The sequence below is a fragment of the Aquincola sp. J276 genome, from assembly GCF_024700035.1.
In the GTDB taxonomy this organism is placed as follows: Bacteria; Pseudomonadota; Gammaproteobacteria; order Burkholderiales; family Burkholderiaceae_C; genus Aquincola; species Aquincola tertiaricarbonis.
Map to the genome: position 1 here is coordinate 958,524 of NZ_JAJONC010000001.1, position 19,294 is coordinate 977,817.

General features: G+C 71.3%; 17 protein-coding genes. 8 read left to right on the forward strand and 9 right to left on the reverse strand.

Translation table 11 applies throughout. The features are described from left to right. Positions 1-147: 147 nt before the first annotated feature. Both LRS14_RS04335 and LRS14_RS04340 read left to right on the forward strand, forming a co-directional pair. The gene (locus LRS14_RS04335; RefSeq protein ID WP_257798728.1) at positions 148-1,581 is read left to right on the forward strand and encodes an aldehyde dehydrogenase family protein; all 1,434 of its coding nucleotides are present in this window, start codon (positions 148-150) and stop codon (positions 1,579-1,581) included. Between the two features lie 13 nt (positions 1,582-1,594). After that, positions 1,595-2,350 (forward strand): SDR family oxidoreductase, encoded by a 756-nt coding sequence (locus LRS14_RS04340; protein WP_046111358.1) that lies wholly within the window; start codon positions 1,595-1,597, stop codon positions 2,348-2,350. A gap of 49 nt (positions 2,351-2,399) precedes the next feature. On the opposite strand, the gene LRS14_RS04345 is transcribed toward LRS14_RS04340, so the two are convergent. Genes LRS14_RS04345 through LRS14_RS04355 form a run of 3 tightly spaced genes read right to left on the reverse strand, consistent with a single transcriptional unit; the run spans position 2,400 to position 5,528 of the window. Beyond that, on the reverse strand, positions 2,400-4,094 hold the full coding sequence (locus LRS14_RS04345) for a hypothetical protein (RefSeq protein WP_257798729.1): 1,695 nt from the start codon (positions 4,092-4,094) through the stop codon (positions 2,400-2,402). After that, positions 4,091-4,732, reverse strand: a complete 642-nt coding sequence (locus LRS14_RS04350; protein WP_257798730.1) for a YceI family protein — start codon at positions 4,730-4,732, stop codon at positions 4,091-4,093. Before LRS14_RS04350 ends, LRS14_RS04345 begins: the two co-directional genes overlap by 4 nt. 1 nt (position 4,733) lies before the next feature. Beyond that, on the reverse strand, positions 4,734-5,528 hold the full coding sequence (locus LRS14_RS04355; RefSeq protein ID WP_052736060.1) for a CDP-alcohol phosphatidyltransferase family protein: 795 nt from the start codon (positions 5,526-5,528) through the stop codon (positions 4,734-4,736). 134 nt (positions 5,529-5,662) lie between these two features. On the opposite strand from LRS14_RS04355, the gene LRS14_RS30200 reads away from it, so the two are divergent. The 3 genes from LRS14_RS30200 to LRS14_RS04370 all read left to right on the forward strand — a co-directional run bounded on the left by LRS14_RS30200 (position 5,663) and on the right by LRS14_RS04370 (position 9,248). Continuing rightward, the gene (locus LRS14_RS30200; protein WP_257798731.1) at positions 5,663-7,168 is read left to right on the forward strand and encodes a 6-carboxytetrahydropterin synthase; all 1,506 of its coding nucleotides are present in this window, start codon (positions 5,663-5,665) and stop codon (positions 7,166-7,168) included. 10 nt (positions 7,169-7,178) lie between these two features. Beyond that, positions 7,179-8,294 carry a glycosyltransferase family 4 protein gene (locus tag LRS14_RS04365; RefSeq protein ID WP_257798732.1) on the forward strand — a complete coding sequence of 372 codons (1,116 nt, stop codon included), beginning with the start codon at positions 7,179-7,181 and terminating at the stop codon, positions 8,292-8,294. A gap of 435 nt (positions 8,295-8,729) precedes the next feature. Continuing rightward, positions 8,730-9,248 carry a hypothetical protein gene (locus LRS14_RS04370; RefSeq protein ID WP_257798733.1) on the forward strand — a complete coding sequence of 173 codons (519 nt, stop codon included), beginning with the start codon at positions 8,730-8,732 and terminating at the stop codon, positions 9,246-9,248. Between the two features lie 18 nt (positions 9,249-9,266). Here LRS14_RS04370 and LRS14_RS04375 read toward each other — a convergent pair whose 3' ends face one another. Beyond that, positions 9,267-10,187: a RibD family protein gene (locus tag LRS14_RS04375; RefSeq protein WP_257798734.1), complete on the reverse strand. Its 921-nt coding sequence runs from the start codon at positions 10,185-10,187 to the stop codon at positions 9,267-9,269. A gap of 250 nt (positions 10,188-10,437) precedes the next feature. On the opposite strand from LRS14_RS04375, the gene LRS14_RS04380 reads away from it, so the two are divergent. After that, positions 10,438-11,544 carry a GTP cyclohydrolase II gene (locus LRS14_RS04380; RefSeq protein WP_257798735.1) on the forward strand — a complete coding sequence of 369 codons (1,107 nt, stop codon included), beginning with the start codon at positions 10,438-10,440 and terminating at the stop codon, positions 11,542-11,544. 1 nt (position 11,545) lies between these two features. On the opposite strand, the gene LRS14_RS04385 is transcribed toward LRS14_RS04380, so the two are convergent. Further along, positions 11,546-12,397, reverse strand: coding sequence for a creatininase family protein (locus tag LRS14_RS04385; RefSeq protein ID WP_257798736.1), 852 nt, complete (start codon positions 12,395-12,397; stop codon positions 11,546-11,548). A gap of 196 nt (positions 12,398-12,593) precedes the next feature. Here LRS14_RS04385 and LRS14_RS04390 point away from each other — a divergent pair, with 196 nt between their 5' ends. Both LRS14_RS04390 and LRS14_RS04395 read left to right on the forward strand, forming a co-directional pair. Next, positions 12,594-13,082, forward strand: coding sequence for a MarR family winged helix-turn-helix transcriptional regulator (locus tag LRS14_RS04390; protein WP_257798737.1), 489 nt, complete (start codon positions 12,594-12,596; stop codon positions 13,080-13,082). A gap of 9 nt (positions 13,083-13,091) precedes the next feature. After that, positions 13,092-14,801, forward strand: coding sequence for an FAD-dependent oxidoreductase (locus LRS14_RS04395; protein WP_257798738.1), 1,710 nt, complete (start codon positions 13,092-13,094; stop codon positions 14,799-14,801). Here the strand turns inward: LRS14_RS04395 and LRS14_RS04400 are convergent. The 4 genes from LRS14_RS04400 to LRS14_RS04415 all read right to left on the reverse strand — a co-directional run bounded on the left by LRS14_RS04400 (position 14,773) and on the right by LRS14_RS04415 (position 19,279). Further along, positions 14,773-15,888 (reverse strand): low temperature requirement protein A, encoded by a 1,116-nt coding sequence (locus LRS14_RS04400; RefSeq protein WP_257798739.1) that lies wholly within the window; start codon positions 15,886-15,888, stop codon positions 14,773-14,775. The genes LRS14_RS04395 and LRS14_RS04400 overlap by 29 nt on opposite strands. Before the next feature lie 159 nt (positions 15,889-16,047). Beyond that, positions 16,048-17,535 carry a sigma-54-dependent Fis family transcriptional regulator gene (locus LRS14_RS04405; RefSeq protein ID WP_257798740.1) on the reverse strand — a complete coding sequence of 496 codons (1,488 nt, stop codon included), beginning with the start codon at positions 17,533-17,535 and terminating at the stop codon, positions 16,048-16,050. Positions 17,536-17,731: 196 nt separating this feature from the next. After that, positions 17,732-18,661: an AraC family transcriptional regulator gene (locus LRS14_RS04410; protein ID WP_257798741.1), complete on the reverse strand. Its 930-nt coding sequence runs from the start codon at positions 18,659-18,661 to the stop codon at positions 17,732-17,734. 318 nt (positions 18,662-18,979) lie between these two features. Next, on the reverse strand, positions 18,980-19,279 hold the full coding sequence (locus LRS14_RS04415) for an NAD(P)/FAD-dependent oxidoreductase (RefSeq protein ID WP_257798742.1): 300 nt from the start codon (positions 19,277-19,279) through the stop codon (positions 18,980-18,982). Positions 19,280-19,294 lie beyond the last annotated feature (15 nt).

Below are 19,294 nucleotides of genomic sequence, written 5' to 3' on the forward strand. Positions count from 1 at the left end.
GCGGATTGTCGCCCGCGGCGACAGCGGTTTGCTTGCCGCGCAAGGCGCCGTTGCCGACTTTCCAATTCAGCCGCCGCGGCCGGCTGCCTACAGTGCGCGGGCATTGCACAGCCGCAAACACCGCCTTGAAGGCAACAGGAGCGTTCCATGAAGCAGATGTTCATCGGTGGCCGCTGGGTCGCCGCCCGCGATGGCGCCACCCTGCCCGTCGCCTCGCCGGCCGACGGCGAGATCTTCGATCACATCGCCCGCGGTGCGGCCCATGAGGTCGACCTTGCCGTGGCGGCGGCACGCGCGTCGCTCGACGGCGCCTGGGGCCGCATGACCGCCACCGAACGCGGCCGCATCCTGGTCAGGATCGGCGAGGCGGTGCTGGCGCACGAGGAAGCGCTGGCCCAGCTCGAGGCCCGCGACACCGGCAAGCCGATCACCACGGCGCGCAACGACATCAAGGTGCTGGCGCGCTACTTCGAGTTCTACGGCAGCGCGGCCGACAAGGTGCATGGCCAGACGATCCCGTTCCTGGGGGGCCACCAGGTGAGCCTGCTGCGCGAGCCGCTGGGCGTCACCGCGCACATCATCCCCTGGAACTATCCGGCGCAGATGCTGGGGCGCACCGTGGCACCGGCGCTGGCGATGGGCAACGGCACCGTGCTCAAGCCGGCCGAGGACACCAGCCTGTCGGCGCTGCGGTTTGCCGAGATCGCCACCGCCGCAGGCCTGCCGGAAGGCGCGCTGAACGTGGTCACCGGCCTGGGCGAGGAAGCCGGCGCCGCGCTGGCTGCGCACCCGGGCATCGACTTCATCTCCTTCACCGGCAGCAACGAGGTCGGCACCCTGGTGCAGCAGGCGGCGGCCAGGAACGCGGTCAAGTGCGTGCTGGAGCTGGGCGGCAAGTCGCCGCAGATCGTGTTCGACGACGTGGACGCCGAACGCGCCGTGCCGATCATCGTGCGTGCCATCGTGCAGAACGCGGGCCAGACCTGCACCGCCGGCAGCCGCCTGCTGGTGCAGCGCGGCATCTACGACAGCTTCGTCGGCCGCGTCGCCGAAGCCTTCGCGAAGGTGCGCGTCGGCACGCCGGCCATGGACTTCGACTGCGGCCCGGTGATGAACCCGGCGCAGCGCGCACGGGTGCAGCGCTACATCGACGAGGCGCGGGCCGCGGGCATCCCGGTGCTGGCCGAAGGCACCGTGGCCGCCGATGCACCGAGGACCGGCTACTACGTGCGGCCGACGCTGTTCGGCCCGGTGCCGCGCGATGCGGCGCTGGCGCGGGAGGAGGTCTTCGGCCCGGTGCTGGCAGCCATGCCCTTCGACGACGAGGCGGATGGGATCGGCCTGGCCAACGGCACCGACTACGGCCTGCTGGCAGCGGTGTGGACCGAGAACGCCGGCCGGCTGCAGCGCGTGGCCAAGGCGGTCAAGGCCGGCCAGGTGTTCATGAACTGCTATGGCGCCGGCGGCGGCGTCGAGCTGCCCTTCGGCGGCACCCGGCGCAGCGGCCACGGCCGCGAGAAGGGCCTGCTGGCGCTGGAAGAAGTCAGCAGCACCAAGACGCTGGTGCATTACCACGGCTGACCGGAGCGCGACGATGGGACAACTGCAAGGCAAGGTCGCGATCGTCACCGGCGGCGCTGCGGGCTTCGGCGAGGCCATCGTGCGGCACTACGTCGGCGAAGGCGCGCGGGTGCTCATCGCCGACCTGCAGGCCGACCGGGCGCGGCAACTGGCCGCCGAACTCGGCGGCGAACGGGCTGCGGCGGTGGATTGCGACGTCGCCGACGGCGCCTCGGTTGCCGCGGCGGTGCGGGCCTGCGTCGAAGGCTTCGGCACGCCGGACATCGTCGTCAACAACGCCGGCACCACCCACGCCAACCAGCCGATGCTGCAGGTCGACGAGGCCACGTTCGACCGCATGTTCGCGGTCAACGTCAAGTCGATCTACCACATGGCGCAGGCGGTGGTGCCGCTGATGCGGCAGCGGCGGGCGGGCGTGATCCTGAACGTCGGCTCCACCGCCGGCATCCGCCCGAGGCCGGGACTGACCTGGTACAACGGCTCGAAGGGCGCGGTGAACCTGCTGTCCAAGTCGATGGCGGTCGAGCTCGGGCCGGACGGCATCCGCGTCAATGCCATCTGCCCGGTCATCGGCGAGACCGCGCTGCTGGAGAAGTTCATGGGCGTGCCCGATACACCGGACAACCGCGCCAGGTTCATCGCGACCATCCCGCTGGGGCGCCTGTCGAAGCCCTCGGACGTCGCCGCTGCCGCGGTCTTCCTGGCCAGCGACGCCGCCTGCTTCATCAGCGGCGTCGAGCTGCCGGTGGACGGCGCGCGCACGGTCTAGGCAGCCGGCGGCGGCCGTCCGGCGACCCGTGGCGACGCTGGCCGGTGTTTCATGGCCCCGGCCGAGGACGCTCGGGTCGATCGAACGCCCGCAGCAGCTGCGTGGTCAGCTCGTGCATCGTGCCGAGCGGGGCGTCCGGGGGCTGCAGCCCGCTGACGAAACCCTGGTCCAGCAGGCGTTGCAGCAAGGTCGCGTCGCTGCTGAAGATGTGCACCGGCACGTCCCAGCTGGCCCCGGGTCCGGTCACCAGGGCAGGCGGCTGGTGGTCACCCACCATCACCAGCACCAGCGGGAGCGGCGCAAGCTGCCGCAGGTAACTGGCCAGCCACTGGAACTGGTAGCGCATGGCCTGGATGTAGTTGGGCATCGGCTGCTGCAGCGCCAGCGGCATGGCGCGCGCTGCCGCCGCCTGGGCGGCGGTGTAGGCCTCGGGCCCGTTCAAGCCCGACCAGTCGTCGACGAACGGCGCCAGCGGGTGGAAAGGCGCATGGGTGCTCACGCTGGGAAAGACCACGAAGCGTGGCTTGCGCACCGCGCCGCCGTCGGCACCCGGCACCAGTTCCTGGCCGTGCAATGCCGCCATCGCGGCCTGGTCAGGAATGCGCCAGTAGCCAAAGTCTGGCCCGATGTAGCCGATGGCGGCATCGCCGGCCATGCGCTGGTAGCCGTAGAAGCTGCCTTCCGGCCAGGCCCGCTTGATGCCGGGCATCCAGCCGACGGTGCGGTAGCCGTGGCGGGCGAAGTGGCTCACCAGGGTCGGCCGGCGGGTGGTCAGCAGAAGCGCATGCTCGTCGGGCCCGGTGATGGCCAGCCCGCTCAGCACGCTGGCATGGGCCAGCCATGACGCACCGCCGAAGCTGGGCGAGCGCAGGCGCGCCGACACGACGCCGCGGCCCGTGTCGGCCGCGGCCTGCGCCAGGGTCGCGCGCGGGCCCGCCAAAGCGGCCGCCAGTTCGGGCAGGTCGAAACTGCTGGCGCCATAGGACTCGGCAAACATCAGCAGCACGTCGGCTTGCGCTCCGGCGCCCTTCAATCCATCCAGGTTGGTGTCGAAGGCGGGGCTTGTTCCCAGGACCGCTTCGCCCTGCGCCGGCAGCAGCACCCGGGCCAGCAACAGGGCCTGCTGCATCAGCGTGGGCGTCAAGGGCAGGCTGAAGAACCAGCGCGTATCGCGCTGGGCCGGCACGTAGGCGGCGAAGCTGGCCGCCAGCGCCGCCACGGTGGCCAGCAGCACGTGGCGGGGGCGCCGCAAGGCCAGGCAGCGGGCCAAGGCGAGCAGCGCCATGCGCGCGCCCAGCCAGGTGAGCACCAGGCCAGCCACGAAGGCAAGCATGGCCGCGGTGGCCTGACCCGGTGACACCGACTGCAGCGCCAGCCGCAGCAGCTCCATCGCATGGCGGCCGTCCCAGTACAGGTTCAGTGGCCGGCCCAGCACCGCCGGCGCCGTCACATCCGCATAACGCACCACGACCAGCAGCACGAAGACCGTCGCCAGGCCGCTGGCCGCGCGCACGCCCAGGTGGCCGCGCCAGGCCACCCAGGCCAGCAGCGCCGCCACCGCCAGGCACAGCTCGAACGACAAGCGCGGCATCCAGTGCACGCCGAAGCCCGGCCACCGGTTCTCGAAGCTGAGCAGCGCGTTGAGGAACGCAAACGCCAGCCCGAACCGAAGCAGCCAGCCCGCGGCCTGACGCAAGGAAGCCGCCGGCACCGAGGTGCCGGGCGGCGGTGCCGGCGGTCTCACTGCCGGATGGCTTCGAACTCGATGATCAGCGACACCTCGTCGCCGACCCAGCCGTTGGCCACGGCGTAGTTCATGCCAAAGGCGCTGCGCTTGAAGCTGCCTCGCGCCGACACACCCATCACGTAGGGCTTGCGGCCCAGGCCGCCGAGGGGGGAATCGGCGCTCTTGTTCCAGGTGGCCTGCAGGGTCAGCGGCTGGGTCTTGCCCAGCAGCTGCAGCTGCCCGGCGATCTCGAAGCTGCGCTCGCCGATGCGGCGCATGCCCTCGGCAGTGAACACCATGCGCGGGTGCTCGCTGCTGTTGAGGAAATCCGCGCCCTTGAGATGCTCGTCGCGCTGGCGCTGGTTGGTGAAGACACTGGCGGTGTCCACCTCGATGCGCAGTGCCGACAGCTGGGCGGTGGTCTCGTCGAAGCTGTAGCCGCCCCGCGCCGTCCTGAACATGCCCAGCGTCTTGGCATAGCCGACGTGGTCGACGAGGAAGGCCACGGTCAGGTGGTTCGGGTCGATCTCGTAACGCGCGGCCTGCGCCGACGCCGATGACACGGCGGCCAGGCCCAGGCCCGCCGCCAGCCATCGGGCAAGCCAGGCGCGACGGGATCGGCACAGGGCGGTAGGTTCCGAGCGGATTGCGTGCATGTCAGGGCTCGCGGGTTGAGGAGCGCTTGCGCGCCAGGGTGCGGATGTCGATGGCGAAGGACAGGCCAAGCAGCCCCAGGCTGCAGGCCGCCACCGCCGAGGCAACCGCGGGTGTGACGATCGGCACCAGGCAGACGATGAGGCCGGTGATCTGCACCACGCACACCGTCTGCCGGCGCCGGCTGGGAGCCAGCGGTGCGGCCAACCAGGGCCAGACGCCGGCCGCCGCAACGAAGGCATAACGCATCAGGCCGGCGGCCAGCACCCAGGGCCCGGCCTGCCCGGCCAGCCAGACCCCGGCGCACAGCACCAGGATGAAGGCGGCGTCGGCTTCCATGTCGAAGCGGGCCCCGAAAGCGCTGGCCAGGCCGCTGCGCCGGGCCAGCACGCCGTCCAACGCGTCCAGCAGGGCGGTGACGGTGGCCAACACCACCGCCGCCCAGGCCAGGGCCGCGGTGCCGGGCGAAGCCCAGGGCGGGGCCCAATCCGCCTGGCCGATCAGGCCGACGAGCACGCTGGCCAGCGCCAGGCGCAACAAGGTCACGCCGTTGGCGGCCCCGAACCGGGCATACGGATGCGCGCCCGTGCGCAGGCCGTGGCGCACGAGCAGGACACCAGCGCCGAACCACAGCAGGGCCAGGCCCCAGGAAAGGAGAGCAGATCCCAGCCCCAGCCTGGCCAGCCACGCCAGACCGGTGGCCAGCAGCACCCCGACCGAAGCGACCCACACCACGGCGCGCCACAGGCTGCGCGCCAGCAGACCGGGCGGCGAAAACGGGGGGCACTGCACGTCCATGGGGTGGAACGTACCATCGTGCACGAGACAACGTACGGCGAGCAGGCATCCGAGCAGGTTGCGGGGCTTGCCGAGGTGCAGCCGGCCGCGCCGGATCGACGACCTGCAACGCCTTGAACACCCCGCCTTCCACCGTGGCCACCCTCTCTGCCACCGCCGTTCAGGCGGATGCGGCCGCCAGCGCCTGCTGGATCATGGCCCCCGGCCGGGCCGAGCTGCTGCCCGAGCACCTGCCACCGCTGGGCGACGGCGAGGCCCGCGTGCGCACCCTGCACAGCGCCATCAGCCGGGGCACCGAAGGCCTGGTGCTGCGGGGCGAGGTGCCCGCCAGCGAGTACGCCCGCATGCGCGCACCTTTCCAGGCCGGCGAGCTGCCCGGGCCGGTGAAGTACGGCTACATCAACGTCGGCCGGGTCGAAGCCGGCCCCGCCAAACTGCTGGGGCGCGAGGTCTTCTGCCTGCATCCGCACCAGACGCTGTTCCAGGTGCCTGCACACGCCTTGCTGCCGCTGCCACCAGGCGTGCCCGCGGGCCGCGCCGTGCTGGCCGCGCTGCTGGAGACGGCGATCAATGCGCTGTGGGACGCTCCACCGCGGATGGGCGACCGGGTCGCGGTGGTCGGCGGCGGCACGCTCGGCCTGCTGGTGGCCTGGCTGGCTGCGCGGGTGCCGGGCTGTCGCGTGGAGGTGGTCGACACCCTGTCGGGCCGTTCGGACCTGGCCGCAGCCCTGGGCGCCGGCTTTGCGCTGCCTGACGATGCCGCCCCCGAGGCCGACCTCGTGGTGCACACCAGCGGAACCGCGGCCGGCCTGGGCACGGCGTTGCGGCTGGCCGGTTTCGAGGCCACGGTGCTGGAGCTCAGCTGGTACGGCAGCCGCCCTGTGGCGCTGCCGCTGGGCGAGGCCTTTCACGCGCGGCGCCTGGTGCTGAAGAGCTCGCAGGTGGGCAGCGTGGCCGCCCCGCAGCGCGCGCGCTGGAGCCACCGGCAGCGTCTGGCGCTGGCCTTGTCGATGCTGGACGCGCCGGTGCTGGACCGCCTGATCACCCATGTCTCGCCGTATGCCGAACTGCCCCGCGTGATGAATGCGCTGGCCCGGATGGACGAGGCCGTGCACGGCCTCGGCACCCTGTGCCACCGCATCGACTACCCCCGGGTGCCTGACCCCCGCTGCCGATCCCCGGCCCCCACCACACCAGCCCCAGCCACCACCACGATGTACGCCGTCAACGTCAGAGACCATTTCATGATCGCCCACAGCTTCCAGGGCGAAGTCTTCGGGCCGGCGCAGCGCCTGCACGGCGCGACGTACGTCGTCGACCTCCAGCTGCAGCGCGACACGCTGGATGTCGACGGCGTCGTCGTCGACATTGGCCTGGCGACGCAGGTGCTGCGCGAAGAACTGGCGCGGTTGAACTTCCGCAACCTGGACGAACTGCCCGAGTTCGCCGGCCGCAACACCACCACGGAATTCCTCGCGCGTGCGATCTTCGACCGCATCGCCGCGCGCATTGCCGCTGGCGCCCTCGGCCCGCATGCGCTGCCCGGCGCCGGCGATGGCGGCCTGACGAGGATGCGCGTCACCCTGAATGAATCGCACGTGGCCTGGGCTGCCTACGAAGGCGCCCTGCCGGCGGCCTGAGCCGGTCGCGATGGCGCCGGTCCGCGCGTTCACCTTTCTCGTTCCCGGCGACTGGCACACCCCCACCGGTGGCTTCCGCTACGACCGCCGGCTGGCCGAAGCGCTGATCGCCGCGGGCTGGGCGGTCGACGTGCGCCGGCTCGACGGCCCCTGGCCCGAGCCCGACCCCGCCACGCTGGCGCATGCGGCGGCCACCGTGGCCGACATCGCCGACGGCACGCTGGTGCTGGCCGACGGCCTGGCCTTCGGCGTGCTGGGCAGCGTGGTCGCGGCGCACGCTGCACGACTGCGCTGGGTGGCGCTGGTCCACCATCCCCTGCACCTGGAGACCGGCCTGCCGCCGGCGCTGCGCGAGCGCCTGCTGGCGCAGGAGACCCGGGCGCTGTCGTTCGCGCGCCAGGTCATCGTCACCAGCCCGCGCACCGCGCGTGATGTCGTGGCGATGGGCGTGCCCCCGCCTTGCATCGCGGTCGTCGAACCGGGCATCGATGCGGCATCGACGAGCGTGGCAGCCCGTCGCGGGCCTTCGCCGCCAGCCGGGGCACGGGCCACTGCCGCCGCCACCGCGCACGGTGCGCGCCTGTTGTGCGTGGCCACCCTCACGCCCCGCAAGGGGCATGCGCTGCTCCTGCAGGCCCTGGCTGGGCTGCCGGAGCTGCGCTGGGAACTGCACTGCGTGGGCAGCCTGACGCGCGACCCGACCACCGCGGCGCAATTGCAGGCGCTGACGTCCGAGCCGCCGCTGGCCGGGCGCGTGACCTGGCACGGCGAGGTCGACGACGCCGCGCTGCACGGCCACTATTCGGCAGCGGACCTGGTGGTGCTGGCCTCGCTGCACGAAGGCTACGGCATGGCCGTGGCCGAAGCGCTGGCAGCGGGCCGGCCGGTGCTGGCCAGCGACGCCGGCGCCCTGGCGCAGACCGTGCCGCCGCAGGCCGGCTGGTGCGTGCCGGCGGGCGATGTGCTGGCACTGCGGGCTGCGCTCCAGGCGCTGATCTGCGATACCGCGCTGCGCCAGCGCCTGGCCGCTGGCGCGCGTGAAGCCGGCGCCCGCTTGCCTAGCTGGCCGACGCAGGCCAAGCGCGTCGGGGCCGTGCTGGCGGCCGTGATGGCCTTTCCGCCGTGAGCCGCCGGCCTGCGCCCGACGCCGGTTTCAGCGCCAGCTGGTTGCAGCAGCGCGAGCCCTTCGACGCCCTGGCCCGCCGTGCCGCTGCACCGCGGCTGCAGCTGCAGGCCCGGCTGGCCGGCCGCCGGCCGCCTGGCGACGCAGCATTCCGGATCATCGACCTGGCCTGCGGCACGGGCTCGAACCTGCGCTGGCTGGCGCCCTTGATCGGCGGCAGCCAGCAATGGCTGGTGGTGGACCACGATGCCGCCCTGCTGCAGCACTGGCGGCAGGCCCTGGCCGGCCGGCGCACCGAGCCACACGCGGTGGAGGTCGCGTACGGCGAGGGCCCGGCACCCGACGGCATGGGCGATTTCCAGGGCCGGATCCTGCAGCTGACGGGCGACGGCTTCCAGGCCGAGGTGGTCCGGCAGCGGCTGGACCTCGCCCAGTCCCTTGGCCGACCTGCCCTGGCGGGCGGCCATGCTGGTCACCGCCTCGGCCCTGCTCGACCTGGTCAGCGCCGCCTGGCTGCAGCAGCTGGTGGCGGCCGCGACCGAGGCCCGGGTGGCGCTGCTGATGGCGCTCAGCGTCGACGGTCGGCATGCCTGGTCACCTGCCGACCCGGACGACGCCGCCGTTGCGGCCTTGTTCGCCGCCCACCAGCAGCGCGACAAGGGTTTCGGCGGCCCAGCGCTGGGTGCCGCCGCGGCACCGGCGCTGGTCGAGGCACTGCGGGTTGGCGGCTACCAGGTCCACAGCGCGCGCAGCGACTGGCGGCTGGATGGACGCGAGGGCGGCGCAGCATTGGCGATGCAGCAGGCGATGGTCGATGGCCTGGGCGCCGCCGCGGTGGAACAGGCGCCTGCTGCGTCGGCCCGCATCAGGCGCTGGCAGCAGCGGCGCCATGCGCTGGCCCCATGCAGCGTGCTGCAGGTGGGCCATCTGGACGTGCTGGCGCTGCCGCCGGGATGAGCGCCGGCTCCTGCCGGCTCAGGCCGGCGTCTGCGCGCCGGCCGTCATGCCTGCATCGGCGGGGCGCAGCGACAGGTCCCAGAGCATGTCGTCGCCCAGCGGCAGCCGTCGCGCGACGGGCCGCAGGCAGTCGGCCATGCGCGCCGGGCTGGGCAGCTGCAGCCCGCGCCGGCCCGTGCCGATGATCACCGGCGCGATCACCAGGTGCAGACGGTCCAGCAAGCCGGCCTGCAGGCAGCGTGACACGGTGACGCCGCCACCTTCGACCAGCAGGACGCGCAAGCCGCGCCTGGCCAGCGCCCGGAACGCCTGCGCCAGATCGGGGCCCCGGCCGGGATCGTCGGCATCGAGCAGACCGTCCACCGGCAGCACCTGCGAACTGCGCGGCGCGGCGGGGTGGGCATCTCCGGCGGCCCCGGCATCCCCCGCGCCGTGCAGGCGGGCGCGGGCGCTTTCGGCGTGGCGGCTGTCACACAGCCACAGCACGGGCGTGAGGCCGTCGTGCAGCAAGCGCGCTCGGCCATCGAGCGAAGCCGCCGGGTCGAACACCACCCGCACAGGGTTCGGCCCGGGCACGCGACGGGTGGTGAGCTGCGGGTCGTCGGCAGCCACCGTTCCGGCACCCACCAGCACCGCATCGCACAAGGCCCGCAGCCGGTGCAGGTGCAACAGGCTCGCTGCGCCGGTGACGAAGTACGAGTCGCCGCTGGCCGTCGCCACGCAGCCGTCCAGGCTTTGCCCCAGCTGCGCCAGGGCCCAAGGCAGGCCGTCGGCCCGGGCCTGCGCATGGCGGGCCTCCAGCAAGGGCCGGTACAGCGCCAGCCAGGCGGCCTGCTCGGCGCTGCGGGGCCGCGCCAGACACGCAGCCGCAGCGCGGCCGGAGGGGACTGCGCGCGCTTCGAGCAGCTCGTCCCACAGCGCCGCCCAGTCGGCCGGCATGGTGGCGCCTGGCTCGCCATCCGCACTGGCGTCCAACCTGAGATTCGCAGGGACGTTCAACTCGTCATCCACAGTGACGGCCGCCGCAGCAACCGGATCCAACACGCGGGTACCGCATCATCGCAGCGCGCGGATCGCCTGACGCCTGCGCGGATGCTCCCGACTTGCTAAGGTGCCCACGATGACCCCAGGCTCGACATTGCCAGCACGCACGGCGGCCGCACGCCAGACCACCCCTGCTCCTGCCCCCATGGATCACGAGCGCGAAGCTGCCGCGATCCGTGTCCTGCGGGCCTGCGGCGAGTTGCGCCACGGGCGCCCGCTGGCGCTGTCCAGTGGGTCGGGCCACCTGCTTGCCGCCGCTGTCGAGACGCTCGACGAAGCGCTGCTGCACAGCCTGCAGCAGGCCGGGGCCCCGCTGCAACTGGTGCTGAGCGCAGAACGTCTGCAGGCCTTGGCCGTGCGTGGCGGAACGGCAGAACCGGTCATCCAGGCCTGGGTGCAGCCGCCCGGCGTGGGCCTGCAGCCGCTGCAGCGGCTGGCGGCCGTGTGCGCCGGCACCGTCGACTCCGACCTGCTGCGCCAGCCGCAGCCGCTGCATGCCGCCGAACCCGCCGCCCTGGCGGCCCTGAGCCTGTGCAAGCGTGCCCGGCTGCTGCCAGCCTTGCTGCTGGTCGCCCTGCCAAGCCCTGCCCCGGCGTCGCTGGCCGCCGCGCAGGTGCTGCATTTCGACCCGGCCGACGTCGGACGGGCACTGCCGGGCCAAGCCCCCCGGCTGAGACGCGTCAGCGACGCCCATGTGCCGCTGGCGGCAGAAGAAGACTGCACGCTGGTGCTGTTCCGCGATATCGATGCGGATGTCGAGCACGTGGCGATCGTCGTCGGCCAACCACCGGTCGGTGTGCCCGTGCCGGTGCGCCTGCACTCGGCCTGTCTCACCGGCGACCTGCTGGGCAGCCTGCGTTGCGACTGCGGCCCGCAGCTGCAGCGCGCCGTGGCGCAGCTGGCCGGGACGGGCGGCGTGCTGCTCTACCTGGCCCAGGAAGGCCGGGGCCTGGGCCTGGCCAACAAGTTGCGGGCCTACCGGCTGCAGGACGCCGGGCTGGACACGCTGCAGGCCGACCGTCACCTGGGATTCCGCGAGGACGAACGCGACTTCGCCGCAGCGGCCGTGATCTTGAAGGCCCTGGGCCACCCGCGCATCCAGCTGCTGACCAACAACCCGCAGAAGATCGAGGCGCTGCGCTGCCACGGCATCGAGGTGGTCGACCGCCTGCCCTTGCCGGCGCCGATGAACAGCCACAACGAACGCTACATGCGGACCAAGCAGCAGGCGGGCCACCTGGGCGACGACTGAGTCAGGCCACAGGGCCCGCGCTGGCTGCGGGCGGGTCCATGGTCTCGACCTCGGCCAGCAGCTGTACCAGCCGGCCGGCCATGTGCTGCAGCAGCAGTGCGCCTTTTTCCGGCGTGGCCGCCGTGGCGTCGCCGCACACGCCATCGCGGTTGATGTCCTGCGTCATCCAGCCGATGCCCACCGGCTTCTCGACCCCCAGCAAGCCACCACGCTGCGCCAGCGCAGCGCCCAGGCTGGGGAAACGCGCCAGCCGGTCCATGCGCACCAGGTCGGGCCGCAGGTGCATGACCAGGGAGGTCTCGACCGCACCACCATGCAGGCCGTGTGCGAGTTCGTCCGCGCTGAACAGGCCCGGCGGCACGGCCGGCACGCCGAAGGAGAAGCTGTGGGCACGCACCACCAGCAGGCCATGCGCCACCCGCAGCCGCAGCGCCGCCAGGTCCACGTGCGCACGCTGCCCGCCATGGCTGTTGAAGATCACCAGCTTGTTCACGCCGGCCCGCGCCACGCAGCGGCCCACGGCCAGCCACAGGCCGAGCAGGTCATCCAGTTCGGCGCTGAGGGTGCCCGGGAAGGCGGTGTGCTCCAGGCTGTCGCCGATGTTCAGTGCCGGCAGCACCAGCACCGAAGCCGTGGCCGGAAGGCGGCGCAGTGCTTCGCTCACCACGCCCTCGTTGATGAGCGCGTCGGTGGCCAATGGCAGGTGCGGGCCATGCTGTTCGATCGCCGCCACCGGCAGCAGCGCTATCGTGCGTGCGGGGTCGACGCGGGCGAAGTCGGTGGTCGCCAGCTCTTGCCAATAGCCGCTGGGCAGGCAGTCGCCGGGTGGCAAAGGTCTGGCAGGCTGGTTCATCGCCATGTGCTCGTGGTGTAGGGATCGCAGGGGTCGGCCGGAGTGTCGTTCCTGGGCGGCGCGCCCGTCCAGCGGCTGCGGTGCCGTTGGATGCATTTCCCTGCTCTTCCACGCCGCCAGGCCGCAGCACCGCTTGACGCCACTATCGGCTTTGTCCTACTGACAACATGTTGTCAATTTGGGGAACATGTCGGCCATGCGCTCCGCGCCCACCAATCCCCTGCGAGACCTGGTGATCGAGGTCTTCCAGGCCAACGGCCTGTTGATCGACACCGGCAACGGCCTGGTGCGCGACGTGGGCCTCACTTCCGCGCTATGGCAGGTGCTGGCCGCACTGGGATATGCACCCGTGCCGCTGCCGGTGGCCCACATCGCCCGCGCGATGGGCTTGACACGCCAGGCGGTGCAGCGGGTGGTGCACGTGCTGGCCGAGCGGGGCTTCGTTGAACTGCAACCCAACCCGCAGCACCGCCGCGCGCCGCTGGTGGTGCTCACGGAACAAGGCAGCCAGGCCCTCGCCGCGGCCGAGGCGGCCGAGGCCCCGATGAGCCGGCAGCTGGTCGAGCGCATCGGCGTGAGACGTGTTGCCGCTGCCACCGCGGTGCTGCGTGAACTCAACGCCTTGCTGCAGCAGGGCCTGGTCGGCGCCGCCGACGCCGACGACCCCGATTCCTCCACTCCCTGAGCCTTTGTCATGACTGCTGTTGCCGATACATCCTGGGATGCCGACGTGATCGTCGTCGGCGGTGGCCCCGTCGGGCTGTCGACGGCCTTCGCGCTGGCGCACCACGGCGTGCAGGTGCGCCTGCTCGAGCAGCGGCGCCAGGTGCTGCCCCACTCGCGCGCCAACAACCTGTGGGCCCGGCCGCAGGAGCTGCTGCATGCCATCGGTCTGCGCAACGCGCTGGCGGCACAGGCCTACCGGATCCGCGAAGTGAACACGCTGGTGCTGGGCGAGCCGGTGGACCCGGTGCGCATCGCCGACGTGGACAGCCCGTTCCCGGAGGTGCTGTACAGCGGCCAGGACGTGATCGAGACGACGCTGGCCGAGCAGCTGCAGGCCCGCGGGGTGACGGTCGAGCGAGGGCGCCGGCTGGTGGGCTTCGAGCAGGACGACGACGGCGTCACGCTGACCGTGGCCGAGGTCGACCCCGACGATGAGCAGCGCACGGTGGGCCAGCCGCAGACCTTGCACTGCCGCTACCTGGTGGCGGCGGATGGCGGCGACAGCCTGGTGCGCCGCCAGCTCGGCCTGGACTTCGAACCCGAGCGGCTACCGCATGTGATGAACCGCCAGGTGGACGCCAAGCTCAGCTGGCGACGTGCCACCGACTTCGACAAGCTCTGGTTCTTCTACTACCGCAAGGGCTTCTGCGGCGTGCTGCCGGTGTGGGGCGGCCATCACCGCCTCTTCTTCCTGGCCGACGACGAAGGCGTGCCCGAGCGCGATCCCACGCTGGAAGAGATGCAGGCCCTGGCGCGTGAAGTGACCGGCGACGAGACGCTGACGCTGACCGACCCCGTCTGGCTCACCCACAGCCGCTTCCAGCATGGCGTAGCGGCGCACTATGCGCAGGGCCGCGTGCTGCTGGCGGGCGACGCAGGCCACCGCAACCTGCCCAACGGCGGCCAGGGCATGAATGCCGGACTGCACGATGCAGTGGCCGCGGCCTGGCGGCTGGCCATGGTGCTGCAGGGTCGCGCGCAGCCCGTCGTGCTCGACTCTTATGACGCCGAACGCGGCGGCGAGCACCGGGCGCTGGACGCGCGCCAGCGCCGCGGCTTCCACAACAGCGTGTACCGCGGCCGCCTGAGCGATGCGGCCATGAGCCTGGCGGCCAAGGCAGTGCCCACCATCAGCACGCTGATCCAGGGCACCGACGACTGGCAACAGCTGGCAGTGGCCTACCCCGAAAGTCCGCTGAGCGAAGACCGGCTCACCAACGGCCTGCGCCAGCTGGTGGGCAGCGATGCGGTAAGGGCCGGTGCGCGCGCACCGGACGCCCCGGTGATCGCGGCCGACGGCGGCAGCACCCGCCTGTTCGACCACTTGTACAACCCCGACGGCTGGACCTGCGGCTGGGCGCTGCTGGCCTTCGATGGTCGTGACGACACCGCGTTGCCCGTGCTGCAGCAGGCCTGCCGCGCCGTGCAGTCCTGGCCCTGGGTGCGACCGCGCCTGGTGCTGAGCGCGGCCACGCCCGCGGGCGACGAAGCGGCGGTGCTGCTGAACGACCTGGACGGCGTGGCCCATGCGGCCTATGGCCTGGCCGGCCAGCCGCCCGCGCTGGTGCTGGTGCGGCCCGATGGGCACATCGCGTTCCGTGCGCCGGCGGCAGAGCCAGCATCCTTGTTGGCGTACTGCACAAGGGTCTTCAAGACGGGTGGCGGTAGCGCAGGTTGAGCAGCACATAGCAGATCATCGTCGCCGTCAGGCCCGCCAGCATGCCCTCGAGCCCCAGCGGCAGCACCAGAACCAGTGCAGTCAGGGCGAACACCGCCATCGTGTTGGTCAGCAGGTAGGGCCGCAGTTCCGGCACCTCCTGGTAGTAGCCATATTGCTTGCCCAGGAAGAACAGCACGGTGCCGACGGCGGCGAGCAGACGGAAGTCATGCGCGTCGAGCCCGCCCAGGATCGCATGCCGGATCAGCGAGGCCTGGATCGCCAGCCCGACGAACAGCAGGAAGTGCGAGTAGAGGATCGAGTGTCCCGTCGTCAACTTGCGTCGCTCGAGCAGGTGGAAGCTGTCGTAGTAGATCCACCAGATCGCCGACACCATGACGAATCCGCTGATGGCGGCGATGATGTTGAAGCGGTTCCAGGTGATGCCCGCCAGGGCCGCCGAAATGCTGATCACCGATTCGCCGAGCATGATGATGGTCAGCAGGCCGACGCGCTCGACCAGGTGCGCCGTGTGCGCGGGCACCGCATGCAGGCGCCGGTCGAGCACCACCAGGGCCGCCATGTCGAACAGGATGCCGGCATAGAAGACGCCGTAGCTCCAGGGCGGATCGAGCAGGACCGAAGACAGGCTGATCGCCGCGCCGATGGCGAACACGGCGCCCACCGTCGTCGCGATGCCGCCCCGGTCGTGGTGCTTGCGCCTGGAGACGAAGTACATCCCCGCCACGATCAGCCGCGCGCCACAGTAGCAGGCGACGGCCAGCGTGTACGTGCCGGCATCCTGGGTGGCGTCCGACACCTGCGCGGAAATGACGACCAGCAGAAACATCATCAGTAGCGTCGACAGCCGGTGTTGGCGGCTGTCGGTGTCGAAGCGATTGGCGTAGATCGTGTGGCCCGCCCAGATCCACCACACCGGCAGGAACATCAGCACGAAGTGCAGGAACTGCTGCGCCGTGATGTGGCCGTCGTGCGCTTCCGCCAGAATCTCGCCGACGTCGCGCAGGGCGACGACGAAGATCAGGTCGAAGAACAGCTCCAGCCAGGTCGCGTGCCGGTGCTGGTCGAAATATCTCAAGTCTTTCACGCAGCCATCGTAGGTTTGGGAGCCCGGCCGTGTGCGTGTCGAGGCCCTCCTTGGCGCTTGTCCATCGTTCGGCCCCCAGGTTCGCCGCAAGCGCGTGCCATGAACAGCAGGAATCGGCGCGCGGGCTCGCTGCACGAACGCTCCGGCACGCAGGCCGATTCACGTGGGGCGCACGATCCCCAGCTTCTGGAGCCTGTACTGAAGCGAACTGCGCTTCATGCCAAGCCTGGCGGCCGCGCCAGTCGGTCCGGCGATCACCCAATGGCATCCTTCGAGCACTTGCAGGATGTGCTGTCGCTGTGCGCCCGCCAGACTGTTGTCCACGGCCGGGACCGCGCCGCGCGGCTTCAGCGCATCGGCGGAAACGTGCAAGGTGGAGCCGTGGGTGAGGATCACGCAGCGCTCGATGATGTTCGACAACTCGCGGACGTTGCCCGGCCACGCATAGCGGCACAGGGCCGCGAGGCCACCCGGTTCCATCGCCGTGATCGAGCGGTTGTTCGCGCGCGCATGCACTTGCAGGAAGTGCCGCGCCAGCAGCGGGATGTCCTCGCCCCGCTCGCGCAGCGGGGGCATCTCGATGGGAAAGACGTTCAGGCGGTAGTAGAGGTCCTCACGGAAGGTGCGGGCCTCGACCATCTGCCCCAGGTCGCGATTGGACGCGGCGATCAGCCGCACATCGATGCGCCGGGTGCGGCTGCTGCCGACCCGCTCGAACTCACGTTCCTGCAGCACGCGCAGGAGCTTGGCTTGCAGATCGAGCGGAATCTCGCCCACTTCGTCGAGGAAGAACGTGCCCCGATCAGCCAGCTCGAAGCGGCCGATGCGCCGTGCGACGGCGCCGGTGAATGCGCCTCTTTCGTGCCCGAAGACTTCAGCTTCCAGCAGGCCGGCCGGAATGGCGGCGCAATCCAGCCGAACGAAGGGCTGCTGGCTTCGGTGGCTCAGGCGGTGAATCGCACGTGCGATCAGCTCCTTGCCCGTGCCGGTCTCGCCCTGGATGAGAACGCAGGCGTTGGTGGGCGCGACCTCCTCGACGAGCTTCAGCGCCTGCGCGAGCGGCGCGCTGGCGCCGATGATCTCGCCCCAGTGCTGCTCGCTTTCCTGGCGCAGGTAGGTGCTGTGGGCCTCCGCGGCCTCTGCGCGCTGCTTGGCCGCCACCACCTGCGCCCGCTGCAACTCCACCACGGCCTGGTTGACGGCAACCTGCAGCAGCAGCAGGTCGGTGTCGGCCGGAAAGCCCGGACGCCTGGAGCCGGCGAGCACGAACCCGCCGCCCTCCTTCAAACCCAGCGACAGGCAGGTGACGTTGAGTTCCCCCGCGCCGAAGGGATTCGGCACGACATGACACTCGCCGGCCTGCTGGGTGCGCAGCCAAGGCTCGACGGCCACGCCGATCTCATGCACGCGGCGGTCTGCGTCCGCATAGCGGTCGCTGCGCGCCAGCTCCCGGATCGCGCCGCCCGATCCGTCGTCCAGGCGCGAATAGGCGAGGTCGAGATTCAGCATGCGCGCGAGCATGTCCAGCACCTCGCGCATCACCCAGTCCGGCCCTTTGCCGGACCACAGGGCAGGCGCAGCAACAAGGCTGAGCAGCCCGTTGAAGCAGTCCTGCAGCCTGCGGGTTTCAGGGGAGGATGAGGTCATGAAGATGCCATGCTGGCACCCGTGGGACGCACGGGTTGTTGCGTTCGCGGGGGTAGAGCGAAACGCCGGGATCGACAAGACCTCGGATGCGAAAAGCTGCTGTTCTCCCCCTGAGCGTACGCTAAACACGGACTGCCGCCCTAAGGAGGCGGCCATCTGCGCAGCCGGCGCTTCAACCTGGACGCCCTGCCGGCGGTCATCCAGCAGGCGCTTGTGTCCGGTCGAGGGCGCAGGCGATGTGCGCGTCGCAGGCCACCGTCTCCCTCGCCTGGAGCCTGAACGCCCGCGGCGTGAAGCCGGCGTACCGGTGGAACACGCCGGTGAAGTGACCCTGGGTGCGAAAGCCCACGTTGGCTGCCACGTCAATAAGCGCGGTGTCGGTCCCGGTCAGCAGCGCCTTCGCCCGCTCGACGCGTTGCATCAGGACGTACAGGTGGGGCGATTGGCCAGTCGACTGCTTGAACATGCGCGCGAAGTGAAACGGGCTCAGCTGCACCGCCGCGGCCAGCTGTTCGACCCGGATCGTCTCGCCCAGATGCTCGCAGATGTGGTTGTGGACACAGCGCAGCTTGTGGGGCGCGAGTCCGCCCAAGGCTGCGGCTGTCGTGCTTCTCAGGACCGCGTACTTCCGGGCAACGTGCACCGCGAGGACCATGGCCAGCGACTCCACGTAGCGCGCATCCGGCAGACGCCGTGCGCGGACATCGCGTTCGGCGGCGTCGCCCACTTCGCGGATCAAGGGGTCGGCGGTCGCGTGCGGCTCCACGAGTGCCGTGTCGTCGCCCCCGAGGGCACGCGCCACCTGGTGGAAGAAAGGCGCCGCGATGCTCAGGACGAGCGTGTTGGTCCCTGGCCGGTCGGCCAGCGAATGCGGCAGTGCAGGCGGGACGACCGACACCAGCGGAGCGCGCAGGAAGGTCGTGCGGTCACGCCCCTGTCCGACCCGGTAGGTGGCGGACAGGTTGGCGGTGTCCGTCGGCACGAGGATGTCGACCGAGTCGCGCAGGCGCGCGCCGCCGAGGTCCGCGGCGCCGAGGTAGGCGATGCGCATCGCCGGACCGGGTGATCGCGCGCTCGCATGGGCTTCCGATGCGTTGTCGCCTGCAATGCTGGCTTCTTCGAACATCACGATCCTCGTGGTTGCAGGTCTGCGCCGGCCATCGAAGCGACGGCCGGGCCCTGGTCGACAAGCGCATGTCCCGTGCCGGCGTGCGAAGGCGGTGAAGCGGCATCGCGGGACTGGCGATTTGGCTTGGCGGACAAGGAGTTGCGGTGCACAGGTGCGGTGGCGCACGAGCCTGCCGGCACGCTGCACTGCCGGAGGGCCGTCATGCGCGACGGCCATTCGGCAGCCACGCGCCGGATGTCCTGGCCCGCAGCCGGCCAGGACCGAACACCCCGCCGCGAAAGACTCCAGTGCCCGCGCCTTTCGCATCAGGGTTTGTCAACACATTTTCAGCACCCGATGCACGAAGGCCACCGCCATGGCGCCCTCGCCCACCGCGGATGCACAGCGGCGTACCGCGCCGTGGCGGACGTCGCCGGCGGCGAACACGCCAGGGATGTTGGTCTCGAGGAAGTAGGGCTCGCGGTCCAGCGGCCAGTGCGGCGGCCGCGCGCCGTCGCACAGCAGGTCGCGGCCGGTCAGCAGGTAGCCGGCCTCGTCGAGCGCCATGCCGATGGCGCCGGCCCACTGGGTCTGCGGATCGCCGCCGATGCAGACGAACAGCCAGCGCGTCGGCACGCGGCGCTCCGTGCC

What these genes read in the sequence shown, in the direction of transcription:
- LRS14_RS04405 (WP_257798740.1), bottom strand. Translation starts at nt 17,535, where the DNA reads ATGACCTCATCCTCCCCTGAAACCCGCAGGCTGCAGGACTGCTTCAAC.
- LRS14_RS04340 (WP_046111358.1), top strand. Translation starts at nt 1,595, where the DNA reads ATGGGACAACTGCAAGGCAAGGTCGCGATCGTCACCGGCGGCGCTGCG.
- LRS14_RS04365 (WP_257798732.1), top strand. Translation starts at nt 7,179, where the DNA reads ATGGCGCCGGTCCGCGCGTTCACCTTTCTCGTTCCCGGCGACTGGCAC.
- LRS14_RS04350 (WP_257798730.1), bottom strand. Translation starts at nt 4,732, where the DNA reads ATGCACGCAATCCGCTCGGAACCTACCGCCCTGTGCCGATCCCGTCGC.
- LRS14_RS04355 (WP_052736060.1), bottom strand. Translation starts at nt 5,528, where the DNA reads ATGGACGTGCAGTGCCCCCCGTTTTCGCCGCCCGGTCTGCTGGCGCGC.
- LRS14_RS04335 (WP_257798728.1), top strand. Translation starts at nt 148, where the DNA reads ATGAAGCAGATGTTCATCGGTGGCCGCTGGGTCGCCGCCCGCGATGGC.
- LRS14_RS04380 (WP_257798735.1), top strand. Translation starts at nt 10,438, where the DNA reads ATGGATCACGAGCGCGAAGCTGCCGCGATCCGTGTCCTGCGGGCCTGC.
- LRS14_RS04385 (WP_257798736.1), bottom strand. Translation starts at nt 12,397, where the DNA reads ATGAACCAGCCTGCCAGACCTTTGCCACCCGGCGACTGCCTGCCCAGC.
- LRS14_RS04395 (WP_257798738.1), top strand. Translation starts at nt 13,092, where the DNA reads ATGACTGCTGTTGCCGATACATCCTGGGATGCCGACGTGATCGTCGTC.
- LRS14_RS04410 (WP_257798741.1), bottom strand. Translation starts at nt 18,661, where the DNA reads ATGTTCGAAGAAGCCAGCATTGCAGGCGACAACGCATCGGAAGCCCAT.
- LRS14_RS04390 (WP_257798737.1), top strand. Translation starts at nt 12,594, where the DNA reads ATGCGCTCCGCGCCCACCAATCCCCTGCGAGACCTGGTGATCGAGGTC.
- LRS14_RS04375 (WP_257798734.1), bottom strand. Translation starts at nt 10,187, where the DNA reads ATGCCGGCCGACTGGGCGGCGCTGTGGGACGAGCTGCTCGAAGCGCGC.